Below are 17,463 nucleotides of genomic sequence, written 5' to 3' on the forward strand. Positions count from 1 at the left end.
GCTCAGATGGAATTTTTTAATCCAAATTCAAATGTGGACTTTATGGGTGCTCGTCGTTGGACGGCAATATTCTCCATATTGATCTTTGTGGTTTCTATAGGTGCTTTAGCAATTCATGGCTTAAAGTGGGGGCTTGATTTTACTGGTGGAACTCAAATTGAAGTTTCTTATTCTACTGCTGCAGATTTACCCTTAATCAGAGAAAGTCTGAGTAAGGCAGGATTCAAAGAAGCGCAAGTTGTGAGCTATGGAACTTCTAAAGATGTATTAATCAGTATTGCTCCTCGAGAAGATAAAGAGCAAGCACGTTTGGTAGACCAAGTCATGGAAGCTCTTCCAGGTGCTACAAAACAAAGAGTTGATTTTGTTGGACCACAAGTTGGACAAGAGTTAGCAACTAAGGGTGCTTTGGCCGTTATTGTTTCTTTGTTAGCAACGATGATTTATATTGCCATGCGTTTTGAGTACCGACTCGCAGTAAGTTCTGCGGTGGCATTAGTTCATGACCCTGTCTTGATATTAGGTATTTTTGCTTTTTTCGGCATTGAATTTGATTTGAAAGCACTGGCAGGATTATTGGCAGTAATTGGTTATTCTCTAAATGATACCATCGTAGTTTTTGATAGGGTACGTGAAAATTTTGTTAAGATACGTCGTGCCAATTCAATTGAAATTATGAATGTTTCGATTAACCAAACTTTATCACGAACGATTATGACCTCAACATTGACGCTTTTTGTCGTACTTGCATTGTTTATCTATGGAGGCGAAGCAATACATGGATTTTCTTTGGCATTGATCATTGGTATTCTGATCGGTACATATTCTTCTATCTATGTTGCTGGCGCTTTAGCTGTAGCAATGGGACTTGATAGAAAAGACTTTATGCCAAGCCAACGCAAAGAAGTGGATAGCCGTCCATAATCGGTAGTTTGTACCTAGCCGAGCACAGCTACATGCGACAACGTAGGCTGGGCTGCTAAGTCCAGCATATAGCAATAATTCAGCAAACGCTGGGCTTAACAGCCCAGCCTACACATGCGACACACTGCTTTTTCCAAGACAATGGTTCTATATTGTTAATGCGCCACTTTCAACTTGTTCTGCCTCAGGATTATCTTGCTTTGGGGCTGAATCAGCTGATTCGTGATTTTTTGTACGTGCTGCCTGTTGTTTCTTTAATTCTTCAATTACTTCTATAGAAACTTGTATAGGTTTTTGGGGTGTCTTTACTGCTACTTCGTCGTCAATTTCAATGCGAGCTTCACCTTCATGATCTTTTGTACGTGTTGCCAGTTGCTTCTTTAATTCCTCAATCACTTCTGCAGGAATTTGCATTGGTTTTTGGGGTTTTTGCACTTCTTCTCCTTCAATGCGTATTTCACCTGCCTCTGTTATTTCAAGAATTTTTTTAGTACATCCGTCAGGTAAGGTATTCTCTGGAACTAACTGAATCGGTATGCCAGCAATTATTGGTGCTCCATCAGCAATACGTATTCCATCGATCGGAGCAAGTACAGGTGTTTTACTGTAATAATTACTTATTAAGGAACAAACAGACCAAAGTAAATTGTATGCGGCATCGAAAGGGAAACCCACACCGATACCTACACCTTGACCTAAATATCCCGCTGCTGTTCCCATAAGATGTGCCAAGCTGATTGTACAGAATGAAGTGAGAAGTCTTGTTGCAATGACCGGTGCGAAAAGGGCGACTCCGGTTGTGCCAGCAGGACTAAAAATTAATAACGTACTGCCTACTAGAGCAGTTAATTGGACTCTAGGAGATATTGCTGTGGTCGAGTTACTTACTCCCTCTGCTAATACCACCCCAACGGTTGCTCCTACATAGGTAAAAGCTGCGCCAAATAAAGGTTGTGTGAATGAAATAACAGGAAAGTTATTAATCTGATCTTTAGCTTCCTTTTTATGGCACATCTCTTTTAAAAACTCTGCAAACAGCTTCCACTCCTTTTCAGTAAATGGTTTACGACCATCTTTCTCTAATGCCACATTAGCATGATCAAATGCATGCGGTGTCTTAAGAAGCCGCTCAGCGGTCAAATAACAAGTTTCTTTGTCCTCATCGTCCATGTAATTTTCAGCAGTGACCCCCAAATTGTCTTCAATGATTCGGTATAAAGCGGAGTTTCGTTTTGAACTACCAATTTGAGATTGCACATGCAGGCATGCTGCAATCATAAAACGTTCTGCAATAATATACGCTTGTCGCTGGTATGGTGTTTTGATGTCTTCTTCGTGGAGTAAGTGTACTTTAAGTACGGCTTTTACTTTTTCTAAAAATGAAATTTGCTTGTTACGACTGACAACATCAGTTCCTCCAAAAAAAACAGGTGTCCCTATGATTGAAGGTTTTGCATTTAAATCTACTTTGCGTTCTTTTTCGTAATCTGAACGTACATGATCAAATTTTGCAATACATTTAGGTGCAAGAATAAAGTGCATAATATCCCCCGTCCATTGGCATATTTTTTTACGTGAATCACGTGAAATTCCTTTTTTGTATATTTTATCTTACTTCGTAATTGTATAAATGCAATGTTATTTGATTATTTTTTACTAAATTGTTTCAATATGTTGAAGGTTTTTACTATATTTAGCGATTAACCTGTTGAAATGATGCATTTTTTCAGGATTGTGATACTTTTAACTTAATGACGAGAGTTATTGTATGTTGTGGGTAGTACATAGTGGTGTAACTTGGATGAGGCGAGGTCATAACTTTGGTTCTGGCAGATGCAACGTTTCAGGACTATGCTTTACTTCACCCAGGCTGCATTTTTATGGGAACAGATAAGGTGAATGAATTGATGAATGATGTGAGGAATGTGAGCTTCATGGAAAGACTGAAACATTTATTTCTGCTTCTGCGAGTGTCTCACTGGGCCAAAGCAGCCTTCGTGATGTTGGGATTTTGCTATACACCTACGCCTGGATATTTTATACCTGCGCTCCTTGCTTCTTTAGCTTTTTGTCTGATTGCGAGTGCTGTTTATATATATAATGATATTGAAGATAGAGACGAAGACAGTTTACATCCCCATAAGCGACATAGGCCTTTAGCTAGTGAGAAAGTTTCTGTATCTGAAGCGATTTTTATGCTGTTTTTATTGTTACTCACAGGCCTTACTTTGGGATGGTTGATTTCTAAGAACCTGGCTATTATTCTCTGCATATACTTAGTGATTAATGTCGCATATAACCATGTATTCAAACTCATCCCTATTGTCGATGTGCTTTGTATTGCTGCGGGATTTATGCTGCGAGTATTGGCGGGAACTTTAGGCATTGGTTTATCTATTTCTACTTGGTTAATTGTTGCCGCAACCTTACTTAGCCTCTTTATTGCTTTAAATAAACGACGAATGGAAATGCAGTTAGGATTAAAACATGCTACGCGCAAGGTATTGAAGAAATATAATCCTTTAGCACTTCATTGGTTGATTGTAGTGATTGGTTTTAGCAGTTTCATTACTTATGTTTTCTATATTATTTACGCGCAAGATGAGTCATTTTATTTTATGCTCACAGTACCTTTTGCAGCAATTGCATTGTGGCGTTTCGCTTGGTTGGCAATGCGAGATATCGAAAATGATGATCCAGTAATTGTTTTTCTAAGTGATCGGCTGTCACGAATTAATCTTTGGTGTTTTGTCGTCTTGACCTTTATGGCTTTAGCTCAATGAAACCTGGGTTTCGCTGGTATGATGGCATTCTGATTTTATTGTTTTTCTATCTACTTGTTTTGCAAGTACAAGCGATCTGGCCGTTGACCATTGATGATATGTATATCTCACTGCGTTATGCCAAACATTGGGCGGCTGGAGAGGGGATTTTGTGGAATTTAGATGCACCTCCAGTGGAGGGTTATTCTAATTTTAGCTTTGTTGCCCTAGGGGCTTTAACGCTTCTCTTTAATGGTAATCCCGTTGTTGTTTTAAAAATGGCAGGATTTTTAGGCCTTCTTATTACCTGTTTTTTTATTTACTTAATTAGTCGTTTTTGGTTTTCTCAGCGTGAATCACTTTTGCCTTGTGTTGGACTGCTACTCTATAAAGGACAAATTATATGGGCAACCAGTGGTTTGGAAACAACGGTATACGAAGCACTTCTGTGTGGCGCCGTATATTGTTGTTTTAGAGGAATGGGATACCGTTTTTTTCCTAATCCACGAGGGGCTGCAGTAAATACGTATTTTATATGTGCTGGGGCTTTGCTCACACTTGCAGGAATGACGCGACCAGAGGCTCCTGCATTTATGATTTTGTTTTTTATTTTAATGTGTTGGGACAGACCTCAGAAAGAGATAAAACGCTATCGATATGGGATTTTGCTTTTTTGTGTCACGCTTGTAGTATTCTATGGGCCTTATTTTTTTTGGCGCCTGATTTATTTTGGATTCCTGTTCCCCAATTCAGTGTATTGCAAAGGATTATCCAAAACATTTACCTTTTCTTTGGGGCTTCATTATTTCAAATTGATTTGGCCTTTAGCGCTTTTAGCTTTGCCGGCTTGTGTTAAGGCAAAAGATAAACGGCATTATTTTTTATGGTTACCCAGTCTTATCTATCTTATTCTGTTGCTTGATTCTGATCCTGTTGTCGCTTTTGAAAATCGACTTTTTTTACCTGCTTTTGCTTTACTTCTTCCTTTGGTTGTTCAAGGAATTAACATATTAGGGTATGTGCTCCGACAAAAAAGAGATTCTATTTTTGCATTATTTTTTTATTTAGGCACGTTGACCATTCTATTTCTTTTAATTCCCAAAATGAGCTTGGCAGATTATCGCTATTTTAGCCAAAACCCAGTTAAGGGTGAGCTGTTGCGCAGTAGGGTAGTGGGTTGGTTAAATAGCCATGCTTCTAGCAGAGATTGGGTGGTTTTAGCGGATAGCGGGTTGATTCCTTATGCCAGTGATTTGAATTTTATTGATTCATATTGCCTCAATAATTTAGCAATGGCCCACTACCCTACGCAGCAGATGTATAAGCACTTTTGTGAAGAAATTTGGCAGGAAAAGCCAAAAATTATCATTTTAACCTCGCTGATTAAACAAGGAAAGGTAATCTACACGCCAAGTGATGCGTGTTTGAAAACAATGTTGGATAAATATAACTATAAATTAAGTACAACTTTTATAAGTAACAATATCGATTCGACTTATCGCTATGAGGTCTATGAAAAGCCATTTATTTTTCCATCAGAAATTAGGTAGTTTTAGGCTAAGGTTTTCCAGTTGTTATGCTTTTTTGTGTGATATACGCAAAATATAGTGTACTATTCCTATAGTAATAAAAAATGGGTGAAGGACTCTCGTATGATACAAAAGATGTCAGTATTTTTTCAAAAATTGTATAAAAAACTACCTGTTCTTTTGTGTGATTTATTTGCTATTCCCGTAGCATGGTTTGCTGCATATTGGTTGCGATATAATATGCAACCCTTTCCTAAAATGTTGAGTTCGACTCATCCGATTATTGCTTTAACTCTATTAACCGCAATTCAAATGGTTTGTTTTTTTTATTTTAAAACATATCGTGGCTTGTGGCGCTTTTTTTCATTAAACGATGTAGTGCGAATTTTAAAGGCGACATTGACGGCGACCGTGTTAGGAATTCCTCTTTTATATGTGGTGTCCATACTTCACGAAGTTCCCCGCTCTGTATTTCCCTTATATTGCCTGATTTTAACAACTATTCTTTGTAGCTGTAGAATGTTTCGAAGAATTTATTGGGATAAGCAAGCGAGTGGTAATAAAACAACTGAAATAAAACGAGTACTTATCATCGGAGCAGGTATGGCTGGCGAGAGCCTTGCACGTGATTTAAAACGCTCCAAGCAATACACTCCTGTGGGTTTTATTGATGATAACCTAGCAAAACGTGGTTTGGACGTTCATGGAGTACCTGTTTTAGGTACTACGAGTCAAATTGCTAAACGCGTCAATGATTATACGATTGATTTGATCTTTATTGCTATTCCATCAGCCAGTTCGTCTGTTATGCGACGCATTGTAACGTGTTGTGAAGAAAGCAAAACTCCATTTAGAACACTTCCAAGTCTTAATGCTTTAGCTTCTGGACGAGTGGAGGTCAACGCGCTAAGACCGGTTAATATAGAAGATTTGTTAGGGAGAGACCAAGTTAGCTTGCAATGGGATAAGTTAACGGCTGGTATTGTTGGCAAACGAGTATTGGTTACTGGTGGGGGCGGATCAATTGGATCGGAGCTGTGTCGACAGATTTTAGCTCTTAAGCCCAAGTGTCTGGCAATCATCGAAAACAGTGAATTCAATCTGTATCAAATTGAACTTGAATTAACGCAAAGTTTTCCAGATATTCCTATGGAATTCATATTGATGAGTGTTACTGATGAAGTCGCAATCAATCATTTTTTTGTGAATTTTCAACCAGAAATTGTATTTCATGCTGCTGCTTATAAGCATGTTCCTCTTTTACAGAATCAAATTCGTATCGCGGTTATGAATAATGTACTCGGAACTCAAATTGTTGCGAAAGCGAGTGTGTCTGTTAATGTCGGAAAATTTATTCTGATTTCAACTGATAAAGCAGTCAATCCAACCAACATTATGGGGACTACCAAGCGTGTGGCTGAGATTTATTGTCAGAACTTAGACGGTAGGACTCAGACTCAATTCATTACGGTTCGCTTTGGAAATGTTTTAGGCTCAGCTGGAAGTGTGGTTCCATTATTTCAAAAGCAATTACAAAGCGGTGGTCCGATCAAAGTAACGCATCCAGACATGCAGCGGTACTTTATGACAATACCCGAAGCAAGTCAGCTAATTTTACAAGCTATGGTTAATGGAAAAGGCGGAGAAATTTTTGTTTTGGATATGGGAGAGCCTGTTAAAATCAGTTATTTAGCAGAGCAAATGATTCGCTTGGCTGGGAAAGAACCTGGAAAAGACATTATGATCGAATATACAGGACTACGCCCAGGAGAAAAATTATATGAAGAATTGTTTCATGAATCAGAGCAATTGGCTTCAACAGAACATGAAAAATTATTCAAGGCGAAATTCCGCGAGCTTAATTGGGAAGAATTAATCCAAACAATGCGCTTGTTGCATTCAGCATGTGAGGAAAATCAGGATGATGAGTTATTCATTTTATTGAAAAGTTTAGTTCCTGAATTAAATACAACGAGTGCTGTGCCCATATCCTAATTGGCTTATGGGTTTAGTTGTGTTTCATTGTACTCATTTATTGAAGAAGAGGTTTTTCAAGATGATTGTTACTTATGATGATTTTGCCAAAATAGAGTTGCGATCCGGTACAGTGGTTAAGGTTGAAGAGTTTCCTCGAGCAAAGAAACCTGCCTATAAAGTTTGGGTGGATTTTGGTCAGGATATCGGTATATTGCAAACCTCAGCTCAAGTTACTGTACATTATACGCCAGAAACATTATTAGGCCGTTCCGTGGTTGGATGTGTCAACTTAGGCGAAAAAAATATCGCAGGCTTCACTTCTCAATTTTTATTAGTTGGATTCTCTGATGCTAATGGCGCCATCTGTCTCATAACAACTGATCTTAAAGTTCCCAATGGGGAAAAGTTGCATTAATTTCAGATCAATGGCATTTGTAGAGATATAAACATGTAGCCTGGGTGAAGCACAGCGTAACCTGGGATAGAGAGCTTGTTCATGCTTCTTATAATCCTGGGTTACGCTGCGCTTCACCCAGGCTACATACTACTATTAAACTGGTGGAAAGAGGTCCTGAAACTTAACGCGAGTTTTCAGATGAAGCGCTTTTTTCCTTTTCTTCGATAAATCAAAAACCTTATAGATTATTATGGGAATGATAAAGCTAACCATGCCTATATAAAAAGCAAGCTTATAGGTGGGGTCTTTATTTAATACCAAGAAAAACAAGGCAATACACATGAGTATAATGGCTAAAATCCCGGTATAGGGTGAATAGGGCGTCACATAGCGAAGATTCGCTGTAGTATACCCAGCTTGATATAGTCTATTTCTAAAACGAATTTGTGATGTGCATAAAGAAATCCATGCTAATGTACCCGTAAATCCAGACACTAAAAGCAGAGCGATATAAAGTTGTGTTTGCCCAAAAAAGTAACCTACACCTAAAAGTATCCAGATGGTAATTAGGGTTGCGATGATTGCATTTTGAGGTACTGAGTTGTGATTGAATTTAGCAAAAGTGTGTGGTGCCATGCCATCACGTGCTAAAGCATTTAACGCACGTACCGTGCCGTAAAATCCAGAGTTAGCGCAAGATAAAGTAGCACTTAGGGTTACAAAGCTCGTTACAGCCCCTGCCCATTTTAGATTGTAATAGTTCAAAGCATCAGCAAATACTGAGTTGGATAGTCCGGCTTTTTGCCAAGGAAAAATTAATACCAAACAAAACACTGGAATAATATAGATGAAAAGAATCCTAAACGTCACATTTCGAATTGCGTGCGGGATCATTCGTGCCGGATTTTCTGATTCTCCAGCAGCAAGACCAATGATTTCAGAACCTTGATAGTTAACCAATAAAAGAACCATAGCCGTCAATAAGGACATCGTACCATTAGGAAGAAGTCCTCCATCACCAAAGATGTACTTAGAACCAATAAATCCATTAGATTCAGGGCCTTGGATTAGACCAAAGAAAATTAAAACGGCTAAAATAACAAAGCCAAACAACGCTAAGATCTTGATTAAAGCAAGCCAAAATTCGATTTCACCAAAAGTGTCTACTTTGGCAAGATTGATGTATGTAATAAGAAAACCAAAGCAAACAGCCCATACATAACCATTTACTCCGGTAAACATCTCCATGATTATTCCCCCTGCGACACATTCGGCAGGGATGTATGCCACCCAACTGATCCAATAGGACCATCCTACGCCACATGCAACTGACGGAGAAATAAAATCAGCGGTGTAGGTTACAAAGGAACCAGAGATAGGAATTGCTACTGCAAGTTCACCCATGCAAAGCATGGTTAAAAAAATGATCAACCCGCCTAATATGTAGGCTAGAAACACAGCAGGGCCAACAAGGTTGATTACTTCCCCTGTGCCTAAAAAATAACCCGAGCCGATAATTCCCCCCAAGGCAATAAGCTGCACATGGCGGTCTTTCAATCTTCGGCTATAACCACTGTCTTTTATGGGTTTATCTATTTCCATCTTGCTCTTTTTCACGGACTGTTTGTTACTCACAAGTTGTCATATTTTTGGGTGACGCTATGTTATATTCATCTTTAATAATTTAAAACTAAATTTTTTCTATTTACACTATATTTTTTGTTAAATGGATATAAAAAATTTATCCGGACGACATTATAAAACATTTTTCAACTATTTGAATATTTTTTTACTAAATTAATGAAAATTATTACAGGGCAAGCCTCAGTTTGAGAATTAATTGAAGATTAAGCTGATAAAAAAGAATATAATTGTCTGTTTTTTTGTAAAAAAATAATTGATTTAATTCGTTCCGATATGATTAATCAATCATAGAGAAGTTGCATCATCACCTAACTTAAGTATACTTTTTCATACGCCGCTGTAGCTCAGTCGGTAGAGCAGTTGATTCGTAATCAAAAGGTCGTGTGTTCGATTCACATCAGCGGCATTGTAAAATCAAGGAGTTACGTAATTCCATCATTGTAGTAAGTTTTATGTGTCGCACATGTGTCGCAGTTTGAATATATTTCTTTTCTAAATTTAATGACACAATTGCGTAACCACTAGAGTTTTTTGGATTAAAATTACTGTTCTGGTATTAATTCAAGAATCAATTTCTGAGTATATTCATTCCATTTATCGGCGCCTTCAAGAGTGTCAAAAATGGCATCACATTTTTTATTGATATCAAAAATACATTTTTGTAATGCAGCAACTCTTAATTTTCTTGGTTCATGGGGCTTAAAGTTCTTATGGTAAAATACTAGGGGAAAGCAGGTGTGAGTATGATCTACACAAAATACTCCCGCCACAGCATCATGATCATAAAATCTAAAAATGCTGTAATATTCGCAAGAAAAGCTATTTAATGGGAGATTTTTTACGTACTCATATGTGTTATTTAATATTTCTTTAAAAGCACTCTTATCTAGTTGATTCTTTTTAATAGCCTCATAGAAACAGTATATGATTACTAATTTATAAGATATTGGATATTTACTGTGTAGAAACCATGTTTCATTATTTGCATATCGGCTTAAAATCTTCAGTTTGTGACTCATGAGATTTCCATATCTAGAGTTTATTGTATAAATTATAGACAAAAATCCTATTTTTATACTATTTTGATATGGTTGTTATTAGAGATTTAATATTCATATTAATTTTAATAAATCCTATTATCTGTAATACCTTTCAGGCTGCTGTTTTGAGTTGTTCAATACAATTGCTTGAGCGAAATCGCGGGGCTGGTACTCTTTTGCTTAAATCTTGATCTATAATATATAAATGCGCCTTAATGGAAGATGGGCATGTCTAAGAATCAGGATGTGGTTTATGTTTTTGTCAAAGGGTATAAAGGTAGATTTGCTTATGAAATTACAGATTATAAGTTTAAGGATATATATCAATCTGTAAAAGCTGATATTTTAAATGATAAAAATGAAAAAATGTATCCGATTAACACAGATATGCAGGCAATGTTAGAAAGCTTGAATTATGTGAAGGATAATAGAGGAAAAAACAAAATACCAATACATCCTGTAGTTTTTCTTTTTACTACATTTGAACTTAATTTTCATGTAGCTAATGCTTTAAAAAATCCCGATAAAAATAAAGAAAATGTAAAAGAATTAGAGGGCATCAAAAAAGAACTGGCCAGGAGTCTTATTGATAGAGATCAGATTAAAATTTATTGGATTCCAAAAGATTTTGAAAATAGAATGGAATATGTAGAAAAGTTATTAGAGGAAGAGGCACTAAGCTCTAATCCACCTCGCTTATAAAATTGTAGCTAGACCCAACAGCAAGCACGTATTAGGTGCGGCCCGTAATACGGGATTATTGGACCATTAATCTTGGCAATTGGATAAAGCCTGTTTGACTTTAGTTAACATTTTAGGTGTAGCTTTCTCTTGATTCTCAATTTTACTAATATAAACCTGAGTGACGCCCATCAGAGTGGCTAATTCTTCTTGAGTTAACCCAGATTGAATACGAGCCAAAGCTACAGGATTATCAACGTAATCAGCAGGATTAAAGATCTCATAATCCTCATTTTCTTGAGTATGCTTTAATTGCTCAGTAATTTGATGACGTAAAGCATTGTAAGTAGTTACAGGTAATAAAACATATTCTACTTTGCCATCAAGAGATTTAATTGTTTGTAAATTCATTTATAAGCACCTCCACGATGTTTAATTTTCTCAATAGAGATAATTCTCATAAAAAATTAATTCCATTATTTATCTACTAGGGCTTTAATAGTCGCAGCATGTCGCTCTTTTAATTTGGCAATAGCTTGGGCACGTTTTTTATGTTTTGCTTCTTCAAGTTGGGCTTCAGTAGGTGAGCCAACTTTAGCTATGATAAAAGGTTCTTGTCCTTTGCGAGTAAAGCAGATTTGTTCGCCATTGGCGATTTTTTCCATGATTTCACATAAATGTTTGCGCATATAAGTATAAGATACTGTTTGCATGGTTTTTCCCATATTTTCTGTACAAGTAGGTATCTAATTATCTTTTAACTAGCAATATCTGATAGCTTTAATGTTCTTAATATTCTGTTAAATAATGGGATTCCTTCATCAGCGGTTGAGTTAGCATGGTCTGATTCGATCTTATTTCGTGCCTCTCCATAATCCTTCCAGTTAATTGATGCAGTATAAGCTTGCGCTTGATCCATGACCTTTACATAAGTTTTGAAATTTTTATCCCGAGAAGCAAGCCTTAACCCATTAAGATAATTATCTCGATGAACAGTAGGAATCATTATTTTATAATCTTCATGACTGACCAGTTCCGCATTCATCATAATTCTTGATAAACGGCCATTGCCATCATCAAATGGATGTACTTCGCTAATCAAAAAATGCATAAATAGAGCTCTCTCAAAACCAGGATTAAGAATATTATAACGTTCAAATCCTTGATATAAAGTGCCCAGTGATTCTTTGGGGGAAACAAAATACGTATTACCAGCTTTGTTTTGTTCAATCTTAAATTCACCCGGTCTTTTTTCTGGTCTTTCTTTCATTAAGATTGAATGTCTTCGTTGGAGAATTTCAATCAATTCTTTTGGAGTTCTGGGAGTTATACTCATCTCGTATAAATCATTAGTTATCGTGAAATTAGATAACACATCATGACTATCAGCATGACGATTGTTAATTTCTTCACCTTTAAAAACGATGTCTTCCGCCTCATCAATTAAAAACTCAGTTCCCTCTATGAAATTAGAAAAATAAGATTCGTAGAAACTTAAGTTTTTGAAGGAATTTTTTTCGTATTGATATTGGCGAAAAATGAATTCACATTTTTTTAAATAAATAATTAACTCGTCAAATAGTTGGACTCGATAGTCATCATATGGTTTATTTTGAGCAATTGCTTTAGCGTAGGGTGAGACTAATGTATTTTTATCATGATGGGTTGAAAGTAGCGCGCTAATAATTTTCGTTAATTTTTCATATTCATTATTAAAATTGAGTTCTTTCGCTATTATTCTAGCCTCATCCCGTATAGCGTTTAATTTTTCTTCGCCTCTCAAATGTAATTCTTTACTAAGAATTTTTTCAATACCTTCTATTCCTACAGTTTTGGTGCCTATATAAGATGCGCCCCTGACTGTTGTCAGATTTTCTAATAGTGACCTAGGCAAATTACTCCGTGCTAAATCAGGCGTAATTTGTTCAAAGAATTTATCGGGTTCCCCCTGATAAACTTTTATAACAAGACCAGGAAGATTGATTGTTTTTTCATATGTACTGACGACAAAAACAATTGATGATTTTGAGTCAAATCGGACAGGTTTTAACACCAGGGCGGAACTGTATCCAAGAATGCCTTGGGAAACTATGTAAGGAATAATTTTCATCCATTCTTGTAATACAATATGTTCAATGCTGGTAGTTAAATCATCAGTATAAATACCCTGATAGATTCTTCTAAGTTTTTTATCCCTATATCGTCTGGATAAATTTTTTGCTGTCTTATTATCAGTTGCGAATTCTAGCATAGTCTAACCTTGGATAAATATATAATATAAGCATGTTATACCACAGCTTAGCGAATTATAGCATGTTTTGTTGTTTAAATTGCGAACTTTAGAATAATTTGATAGTTATTTTGCGAATATTAGACTGTTTTAATTGTCTATCAATGAGAATATAAGGGAGTTTTGATTGCTCTTATGTGAATTCTAGCATGGCTTAGAGATATTGTTAGTTACTTGAAAAAGGTGAATAAGAAAACACATATATTTAAATTATAAAATAAAATATGTCGTTGTTTACTCCGAAAAATCCAATGTGTTATCACCTAATTTCCCTTAATATTAAATCAAAATATTATTCTTATTTAATTGTAGGTATCTATTCTTTCTCAATTGATTAGTAATTTATTAAAAAAATTAGTGGGACATTCGGAACAATTGGGACAGTCGCATGAACACTAGGTTTTAAATGTCCCAATATAAAATATTCACTTGGGACAAATGGGACAGACTCTGACAGTAAAAATTTTTTTAGTAACAATGAATATCATTGAATAACAATGAGATCACAGGCCTTGAAAGCACTTGACTCCCTTTTAAATTCCAAGCAATACTTCTCGCGAGCTGTAAACTTTTGCGGGTCCACGGTCCTGTAAAAGTCACGGAAAATGAAATATCAAGACTATTATCCGGCCGGACAGTCAACTGATATTCATCGAGCAGGACGCATACCGTCGGCATTAAGCTGAATGAATAATCATTTGATGAGGTTCCATATGAATAAAAAACTATCTCGTTTACAACTGTTAAACGAATTTGAATCTGCACCAACTTCTGCGTTGTTTAATCAACACACTTTGGCCGCTGTTTTGGATTGTTCCACCCAACTTTTGGAGCGCAATCGCTGGGAAGGAAAGGGCGTTCCCTATCTTAAAATAGGCCGTAAGGTTTTGTATCGCAAAAGTGACGTGTTGTCTTTTCTCCAACAACAAAAAATCTATCGCTCTACTGGTGACGAAGGGGAACTCCTTTCCCCGATCAACGAATAAATTCCAATCCCATAGAAATAGATTGTTCATGGAAGGATAGGGTTTCTATCTTCTATGAACTCTGCTGGAGAAAGAGTGATGCTGCAAAATCAACTTATTACATTAAAAAACAAAAACGACCATAAGCCTATAATCTGTGAATATGCTGGCGGTTGTTTTAAATTAAATGAGCAAGGCGTGTCTTTCCTTGGAAAAGACAAAGACGGTAATCCAATGGCGCCACGCTGGATTTGTTCTCCTTTGTATGTGGTAGCTAAAACGCGTGATGCCAAAAGTGGGGAGTGGGGTCGATTACTTGAATGGCAGGATGATGATGGGGTACTCCATCAATGGGCAATGCCCTGGCTTTGTTACAGGGTGATGCTTCTGAGGTCAGAAGGGAATTGGCGCGTCTGGGTTTGAGCATCTCGCCTCATAAAATTTCCCGAGATTTACTGACTACCTATTTACAGGTCTTTCCTGTAGAGGACCGAGTGCGTTGTGTCGATAAACTGGGTTGGCATGAACACCTCTTTGTTACTGCCTCACAAACTCTTGGTCATTCGTCCGAAAAAATTGTTTTTCAAAATAGTCATGCGGTCGAATCAGCCATGTCTGTATCGGGTACTGTAGAAGATTGGCGAGAATCAATTGGACGTCTTGCCTCGGGTAATTCTCGATTGATTTTTGCCATTTCTGCTGCTTTTGCTCCTGCTTTGGCAAAAATTGCTGGTGAAGACTCCGGTGGGTTTCATTTCCGAGGTGCGTCTTCAAGCGGTAAAAGTACTGCGTTAAAAGTAGCGGCTTCGGTTTGGGGGAATCCGCAAGTTTATTGCCGATTATGGCGCAGTACGACTAATGGTCTTGAGGGACTGGCTGCTTTGTATAACGATGGCTTACTGATTCTGGATGAGCTAAGTCAAATAGATCCTAAGGAAGCAGGGGAGGCGGCTTACTTGTTGGCCAATGGTCAAGGCAAAACGCGCGCCTCACGCCATGGAACAGTCAAGCTATCTTCTCGATGGTCCTTATTCTTTCTCTCTGCTGGGGAAGAATCCTTAATGTCTTTGATGTCGAGAGCTGGGCAGAAACCCAATGCAGGACAAGAAATACGGTTAGCCGATATTGAAGCCGATGCTGGGTTTCACATGGGGATTTTTGAAAAAATTCATAATCAGCTCAGCCCGGCTACCATGGCTTTATCCTTAAAGGAATATTCCAGCAAGTATTATGGTGCTGTGGGTATGGCATGGCTGCAAAAAGTGGTGGCAAACCAACAAAGCATTGCAACACACATTACTGATGGAATACAAGAATTTGTAAGTAGTGTTATTTTACCGGATTCAACGGGACAAATTATCCGCGTGGCGAGACGTTTTGCATTGGTCGCTGTTGCTGGTGAAGTAGCTAGCCAATATGGATTAACTGGGTGGAAAGAGGGCGAGTCTACTTATGCAGCTTATAAATGTTATCGAGCATGGTTGGAACATTTTGGCATGGAGGGTAATCGGGAAGATAGGGCAATTTTAGCCCAAGTTAGGGCCTTTTTTGAGTCCCATGGCGCCAGTCGGTTTGATAATGTAAGAACGCCAAACAACGAACGGATTCAAAATCGTGCAGGGTTTTATTCTACCGATGATGCGGGATTTCGCATCTATATGGTATTAACGGAAGTGTTTAAAAAAGAATTATGTCAGGGATTTGAACCACGAACAGTTGCTCGTGTGTTAATGAATGAAGGGTGGTTAAAGCCGGCAACAGATGGAATGCCTACTCATAAGCCAAGAGTCAAAGGAGTAGGAACACCCAGAGTTTATGTATTTACGGATAAAATTTGGGGCGGGGAATAATATCCTAGAAATTTGTCCCATTATTTTTAAGTTATGGGACATATTGGGGCGGCTCGACCCCAGTGTTTATGCGCTGTCCCGCATGTCCCAATTGTCCCAGCTAGTTTTTAAGATATAACCACAAAGTATTACGCGATTTAATCCCCATCTCATCACGAATATGCCAACACGTCTTGTAATTTTCATATTTAGGTAGTAGGTACGCATACATTTGTTTTGCATATAAATAACGCCAGCTTTTAGTGCTGGATAAACGGTGCTTGGCCAATGTACTGCGCCAGATGATACGGATTTCTTCATAAGATTTTAATTGGAGCAGATTACCGTATTGTTTTGTGAGCCAGTTAAAAAGATTGAGTACCGCTTTCTGGCTTTCAGTTCGTATCGGTATGGTGCGGTCGGTGGAGTTAAAAGCAATGTCTCGGGTTATCCAGAGAGAACACTCACGGACTTGGATACGTGGTTGAATCAGAATCGCTTCTTTGAACGTGAGCCCAAACTCGGTTTGTAATCCCATAATGACCCTTGCTAGAGGGTCATTAAGTGACCTCCAAAAATCTGGAGGGATTATTTTCTTCCTCTTTTTTCTTGCTTTAGGTCTTGAGAGTTCAAGCGATTGATTATCGATATCGGCAACAGAACAATCGTTCATCTGTAAAAAACGGCGGATGATGGTCATATAACGCATGATGGTGACTGGGTTAACATTTTGTTTTTTCCAGTAACGCACCAGCTTGTGAACCTGCTCAGACTGCAAAGCCAGCCATGAAGGTGGAACCTGTCGGATAACAAACAAATCATCAATCATCTTACGAATGACATAAGCACGGTGCTTCCGGTACAAGTATTTACCTTGCCTGTCCAGTTTAATAAACCGATTAGCGAATTGTCTTAAGGATTGTGTACGCATCTTCCCATCTGCAAAAATTAGTAAAAAAAAAAGAATTTGCCCTGTGTATTGTTTAGTGTTGGTCGAGCGGTTCACTCTCTGTTGAAACCCGGTAAAAACCGTAAAGCTCGAAGAAGGGGGCAAATCAATCGTTATAAGGCAAACGATCTCGCCATTACAACTTGGTTTTTCTGGTTTTTTTCTCCTCAATAAATAAAGTAAATGAAAGCGATAAAGCAGGGCTTTATCCCTAATCCATGGTCAAATTAACGATGACTTAGAGTTCCAAAGAACTCCCTTTACTGAACAGTAAAGGTTCCTGAAGGTTTCCCGACTATACGTCCAGCCACAAGGTTAGGAATGAGAGTGGCTTAGCATAAGACGCCTAAGCGTTTCATCGGATTTTCACCGATTCATCAGTCATGCTTCATTTAGAAAATATCAAAGTGCAGATCTGGGAGCAAGAGCATTAAAAGGAATATTTTGTCCTATCTTATCTGGTGCGTCAGGACAAA

Annotated in this window: 14 protein-coding genes, 1 tRNA gene and 1 pseudogene; 9 read left to right on the forward strand and 7 right to left on the reverse strand. The window is 37.7% G+C overall.

Annotation, left to right across the window (positions count from 1 at the left end):
- Nucleotides 1–6: 6 nt before the first annotated feature.
- Complete coding sequence (gene secF, locus Lste_RS17055) at nt 7–924, forward strand: protein translocase subunit SecF (protein WP_058512181.1); 918 nt, start codon at nt 7–9, stop codon at nt 922–924.
- A 147-nt stretch (nt 925–1,071) separates the two neighbouring features.
- Here secF and Lste_RS17060 read toward each other — a convergent pair whose 3' ends face one another.
- Nucleotides 1,072–2,466 (reverse strand): hypothetical protein, encoded by a 1,395-nt coding sequence (locus Lste_RS17060; RefSeq protein ID WP_083504006.1) that lies wholly within the window; start codon nt 2,464–2,466, stop codon nt 1,072–1,074.
- Between the two features lie 353 nt (nt 2,467–2,819).
- On the opposite strand from Lste_RS17060, the gene Lste_RS17065 reads away from it, so the two are divergent.
- The 4 genes from Lste_RS17065 (at nt 2,820) to Lste_RS17080 (ending at nt 7,607) form a co-directional block, all read left to right on the forward strand.
- Nucleotides 2,820–3,707, forward strand: a complete 888-nt coding sequence (locus tag Lste_RS17065) for a decaprenyl-phosphate phosphoribosyltransferase (RefSeq protein WP_058512478.1) — start codon at nt 2,820–2,822, stop codon at nt 3,705–3,707.
- Nucleotides 3,704–5,236 carry a protein LphB gene (locus Lste_RS17070; RefSeq protein ID WP_058512182.1) on the forward strand — a complete coding sequence of 511 codons (1,533 nt, stop codon included), beginning with the start codon at nt 3,704–3,706 and terminating at the stop codon, nt 5,234–5,236. The genes Lste_RS17065 and Lste_RS17070 overlap by 4 nt, the downstream gene beginning before the upstream one ends.
- A gap of 102 nt (nt 5,237–5,338) precedes the next feature.
- Nucleotides 5,339–7,210, forward strand: a complete 1,872-nt coding sequence (locus Lste_RS17075) for a polysaccharide biosynthesis protein (RefSeq protein ID WP_058512183.1) — start codon at nt 5,339–5,341, stop codon at nt 7,208–7,210.
- A 61-nt stretch (nt 7,211–7,271) separates the two neighbouring features.
- Complete coding sequence (locus Lste_RS17080; RefSeq protein ID WP_058512184.1) at nt 7,272–7,607, forward strand: tRNA-binding protein; 336 nt, start codon at nt 7,272–7,274, stop codon at nt 7,605–7,607.
- A 135-nt stretch (nt 7,608–7,742) separates the two neighbouring features.
- Here the strand turns inward: Lste_RS17080 and Lste_RS17085 are convergent, their stop codons facing one another.
- Nucleotides 7,743–9,191 (reverse strand): amino acid permease, encoded by a 1,449-nt coding sequence (locus Lste_RS17085; RefSeq protein ID WP_157070782.1) that lies wholly within the window; start codon nt 9,189–9,191, stop codon nt 7,743–7,745.
- Nucleotides 9,192–9,566: 375 nt separating this feature from the next.
- Between Lste_RS17085 and Lste_RS17090 the strand changes: the two genes are divergently transcribed.
- A tRNA-Thr gene (locus Lste_RS17090) sits at nt 9,567–9,639 on the forward strand.
- A 136-nt stretch (nt 9,640–9,775) separates the two neighbouring features.
- On the opposite strand, the gene Lste_RS17095 is transcribed toward Lste_RS17090, so the two are convergent.
- Entirely contained in the window at nt 9,776–10,252 is a 477-nt protein-coding gene (locus tag Lste_RS17095) for a hypothetical protein (protein ID WP_058512186.1), read from the reverse strand.
- Between the two features lie 249 nt (nt 10,253–10,501).
- Between Lste_RS17095 and Lste_RS17100 the strand changes: the two genes are divergently transcribed.
- On the forward strand, nt 10,502–10,975 hold the full coding sequence (locus Lste_RS17100; RefSeq protein WP_058512187.1) for a hypothetical protein: 474 nt from the start codon (nt 10,502–10,504) through the stop codon (nt 10,973–10,975).
- Between the two features lie 66 nt (nt 10,976–11,041).
- Here Lste_RS17100 and Lste_RS17105 read toward each other — a convergent pair whose 3' ends face one another.
- The 3 genes from Lste_RS17105 to Lste_RS17115 all read right to left on the reverse strand — a co-directional run bounded on the left by Lste_RS17105 (nt 11,042) and on the right by Lste_RS17115 (nt 13,205).
- A complete protein-coding gene (locus Lste_RS17105) occupies nt 11,042–11,365 on the reverse strand; it encodes a helix-turn-helix domain-containing protein (RefSeq protein WP_058512188.1) in 324 nt (107 codons plus the stop codon).
- Between the two features lie 65 nt (nt 11,366–11,430).
- Complete coding sequence (locus Lste_RS17110) at nt 11,431–11,667, reverse strand: type II toxin-antitoxin system Phd/YefM family antitoxin (protein ID WP_058512189.1); 237 nt, start codon at nt 11,665–11,667, stop codon at nt 11,431–11,433.
- Between the two features lie 44 nt (nt 11,668–11,711).
- Complete coding sequence (locus tag Lste_RS17115; protein WP_058512190.1) at nt 11,712–13,205, reverse strand: Fic family protein; 1,494 nt, start codon at nt 13,203–13,205, stop codon at nt 11,712–11,714.
- A 752-nt stretch (nt 13,206–13,957) separates the two neighbouring features.
- Between Lste_RS17115 and Lste_RS17120 the strand changes: the two genes are divergently transcribed.
- Nucleotides 13,958–14,230, forward strand: a complete 273-nt coding sequence (locus Lste_RS17120) for a MerR family transcriptional regulator (protein WP_058512191.1) — start codon at nt 13,958–13,960, stop codon at nt 14,228–14,230.
- A gap of 78 nt (nt 14,231–14,308) precedes the next feature.
- Nucleotides 14,309–16,059 (forward strand): annotated as a pseudogene (locus tag Lste_RS17125) (DUF927 domain-containing protein).
- A 100-nt stretch (nt 16,060–16,159) separates the two neighbouring features.
- Here Lste_RS17125 and Lste_RS17130 read toward each other — a convergent pair.
- Entirely contained in the window at nt 16,160–16,969 is an 810-nt protein-coding gene (locus Lste_RS17130) for a hypothetical protein (protein WP_058512479.1), read from the reverse strand.
- Nucleotides 16,970–17,463 lie beyond the last annotated feature (494 nt).

Origin of the sequence: Legionella steelei (genome assembly GCF_001468005.1) — a bacterium.
GTDB classification, from domain to species: domain Bacteria; phylum Pseudomonadota; class Gammaproteobacteria; order Legionellales; family Legionellaceae; genus Legionella; species Legionella steelei.

Coding starts and splice junctions, on each gene's coding strand:
- Lste_RS17100 (WP_058512187.1), top strand. CDS start 10,502: ATGTCTAAGAATCAGGATGTGGTTTATGTTTTTGTCAAAGGGTATAAA.
- Lste_RS17120 (WP_058512191.1), top strand. CDS start 13,958: ATGAATAAAAAACTATCTCGTTTACAACTGTTAAACGAATTTGAATCT.
- Lste_RS17105 (WP_058512188.1), bottom strand. CDS start 11,365: ATGAATTTACAAACAATTAAATCTCTTGATGGCAAAGTAGAATATGTT.
- Lste_RS17075 (WP_058512183.1), top strand. CDS start 5,339: ATGATACAAAAGATGTCAGTATTTTTTCAAAAATTGTATAAAAAACTA.
- Lste_RS17085 (WP_157070782.1), bottom strand. CDS start 9,191: ATGGAAATAGATAAACCCATAAAAGACAGTGGTTATAGCCGAAGATTG.
- Lste_RS17095 (WP_058512186.1), bottom strand. CDS start 10,252: ATGAGTCACAAACTGAAGATTTTAAGCCGATATGCAAATAATGAAACA.
- Lste_RS17080 (WP_058512184.1), top strand. CDS start 7,272: ATGATTGTTACTTATGATGATTTTGCCAAAATAGAGTTGCGATCCGGT.
- Lste_RS17060 (WP_083504006.1), bottom strand. CDS start 2,466: ATGCACTTTATTCTTGCACCTAAATGTATTGCAAAATTTGATCATGTA.
- Lste_RS17115 (WP_058512190.1), bottom strand. CDS start 13,205: ATGCTAGAATTCGCAACTGATAATAAGACAGCAAAAAATTTATCCAGA.
- Lste_RS17130 (WP_058512479.1), bottom strand. CDS start 16,969: ATGCGTACACAATCCTTAAGACAATTCGCTAATCGGTTTATTAAACTG.
- Lste_RS17070 (WP_058512182.1), top strand. CDS start 3,704: ATGAAACCTGGGTTTCGCTGGTATGATGGCATTCTGATTTTATTGTTT.
- secF (WP_058512181.1), top strand. CDS start 7: ATGGAATTTTTTAATCCAAATTCAAATGTGGACTTTATGGGTGCTCGT.
- Lste_RS17110 (WP_058512189.1), bottom strand. CDS start 11,667: ATGCAAACAGTATCTTATACTTATATGCGCAAACATTTATGTGAAATC.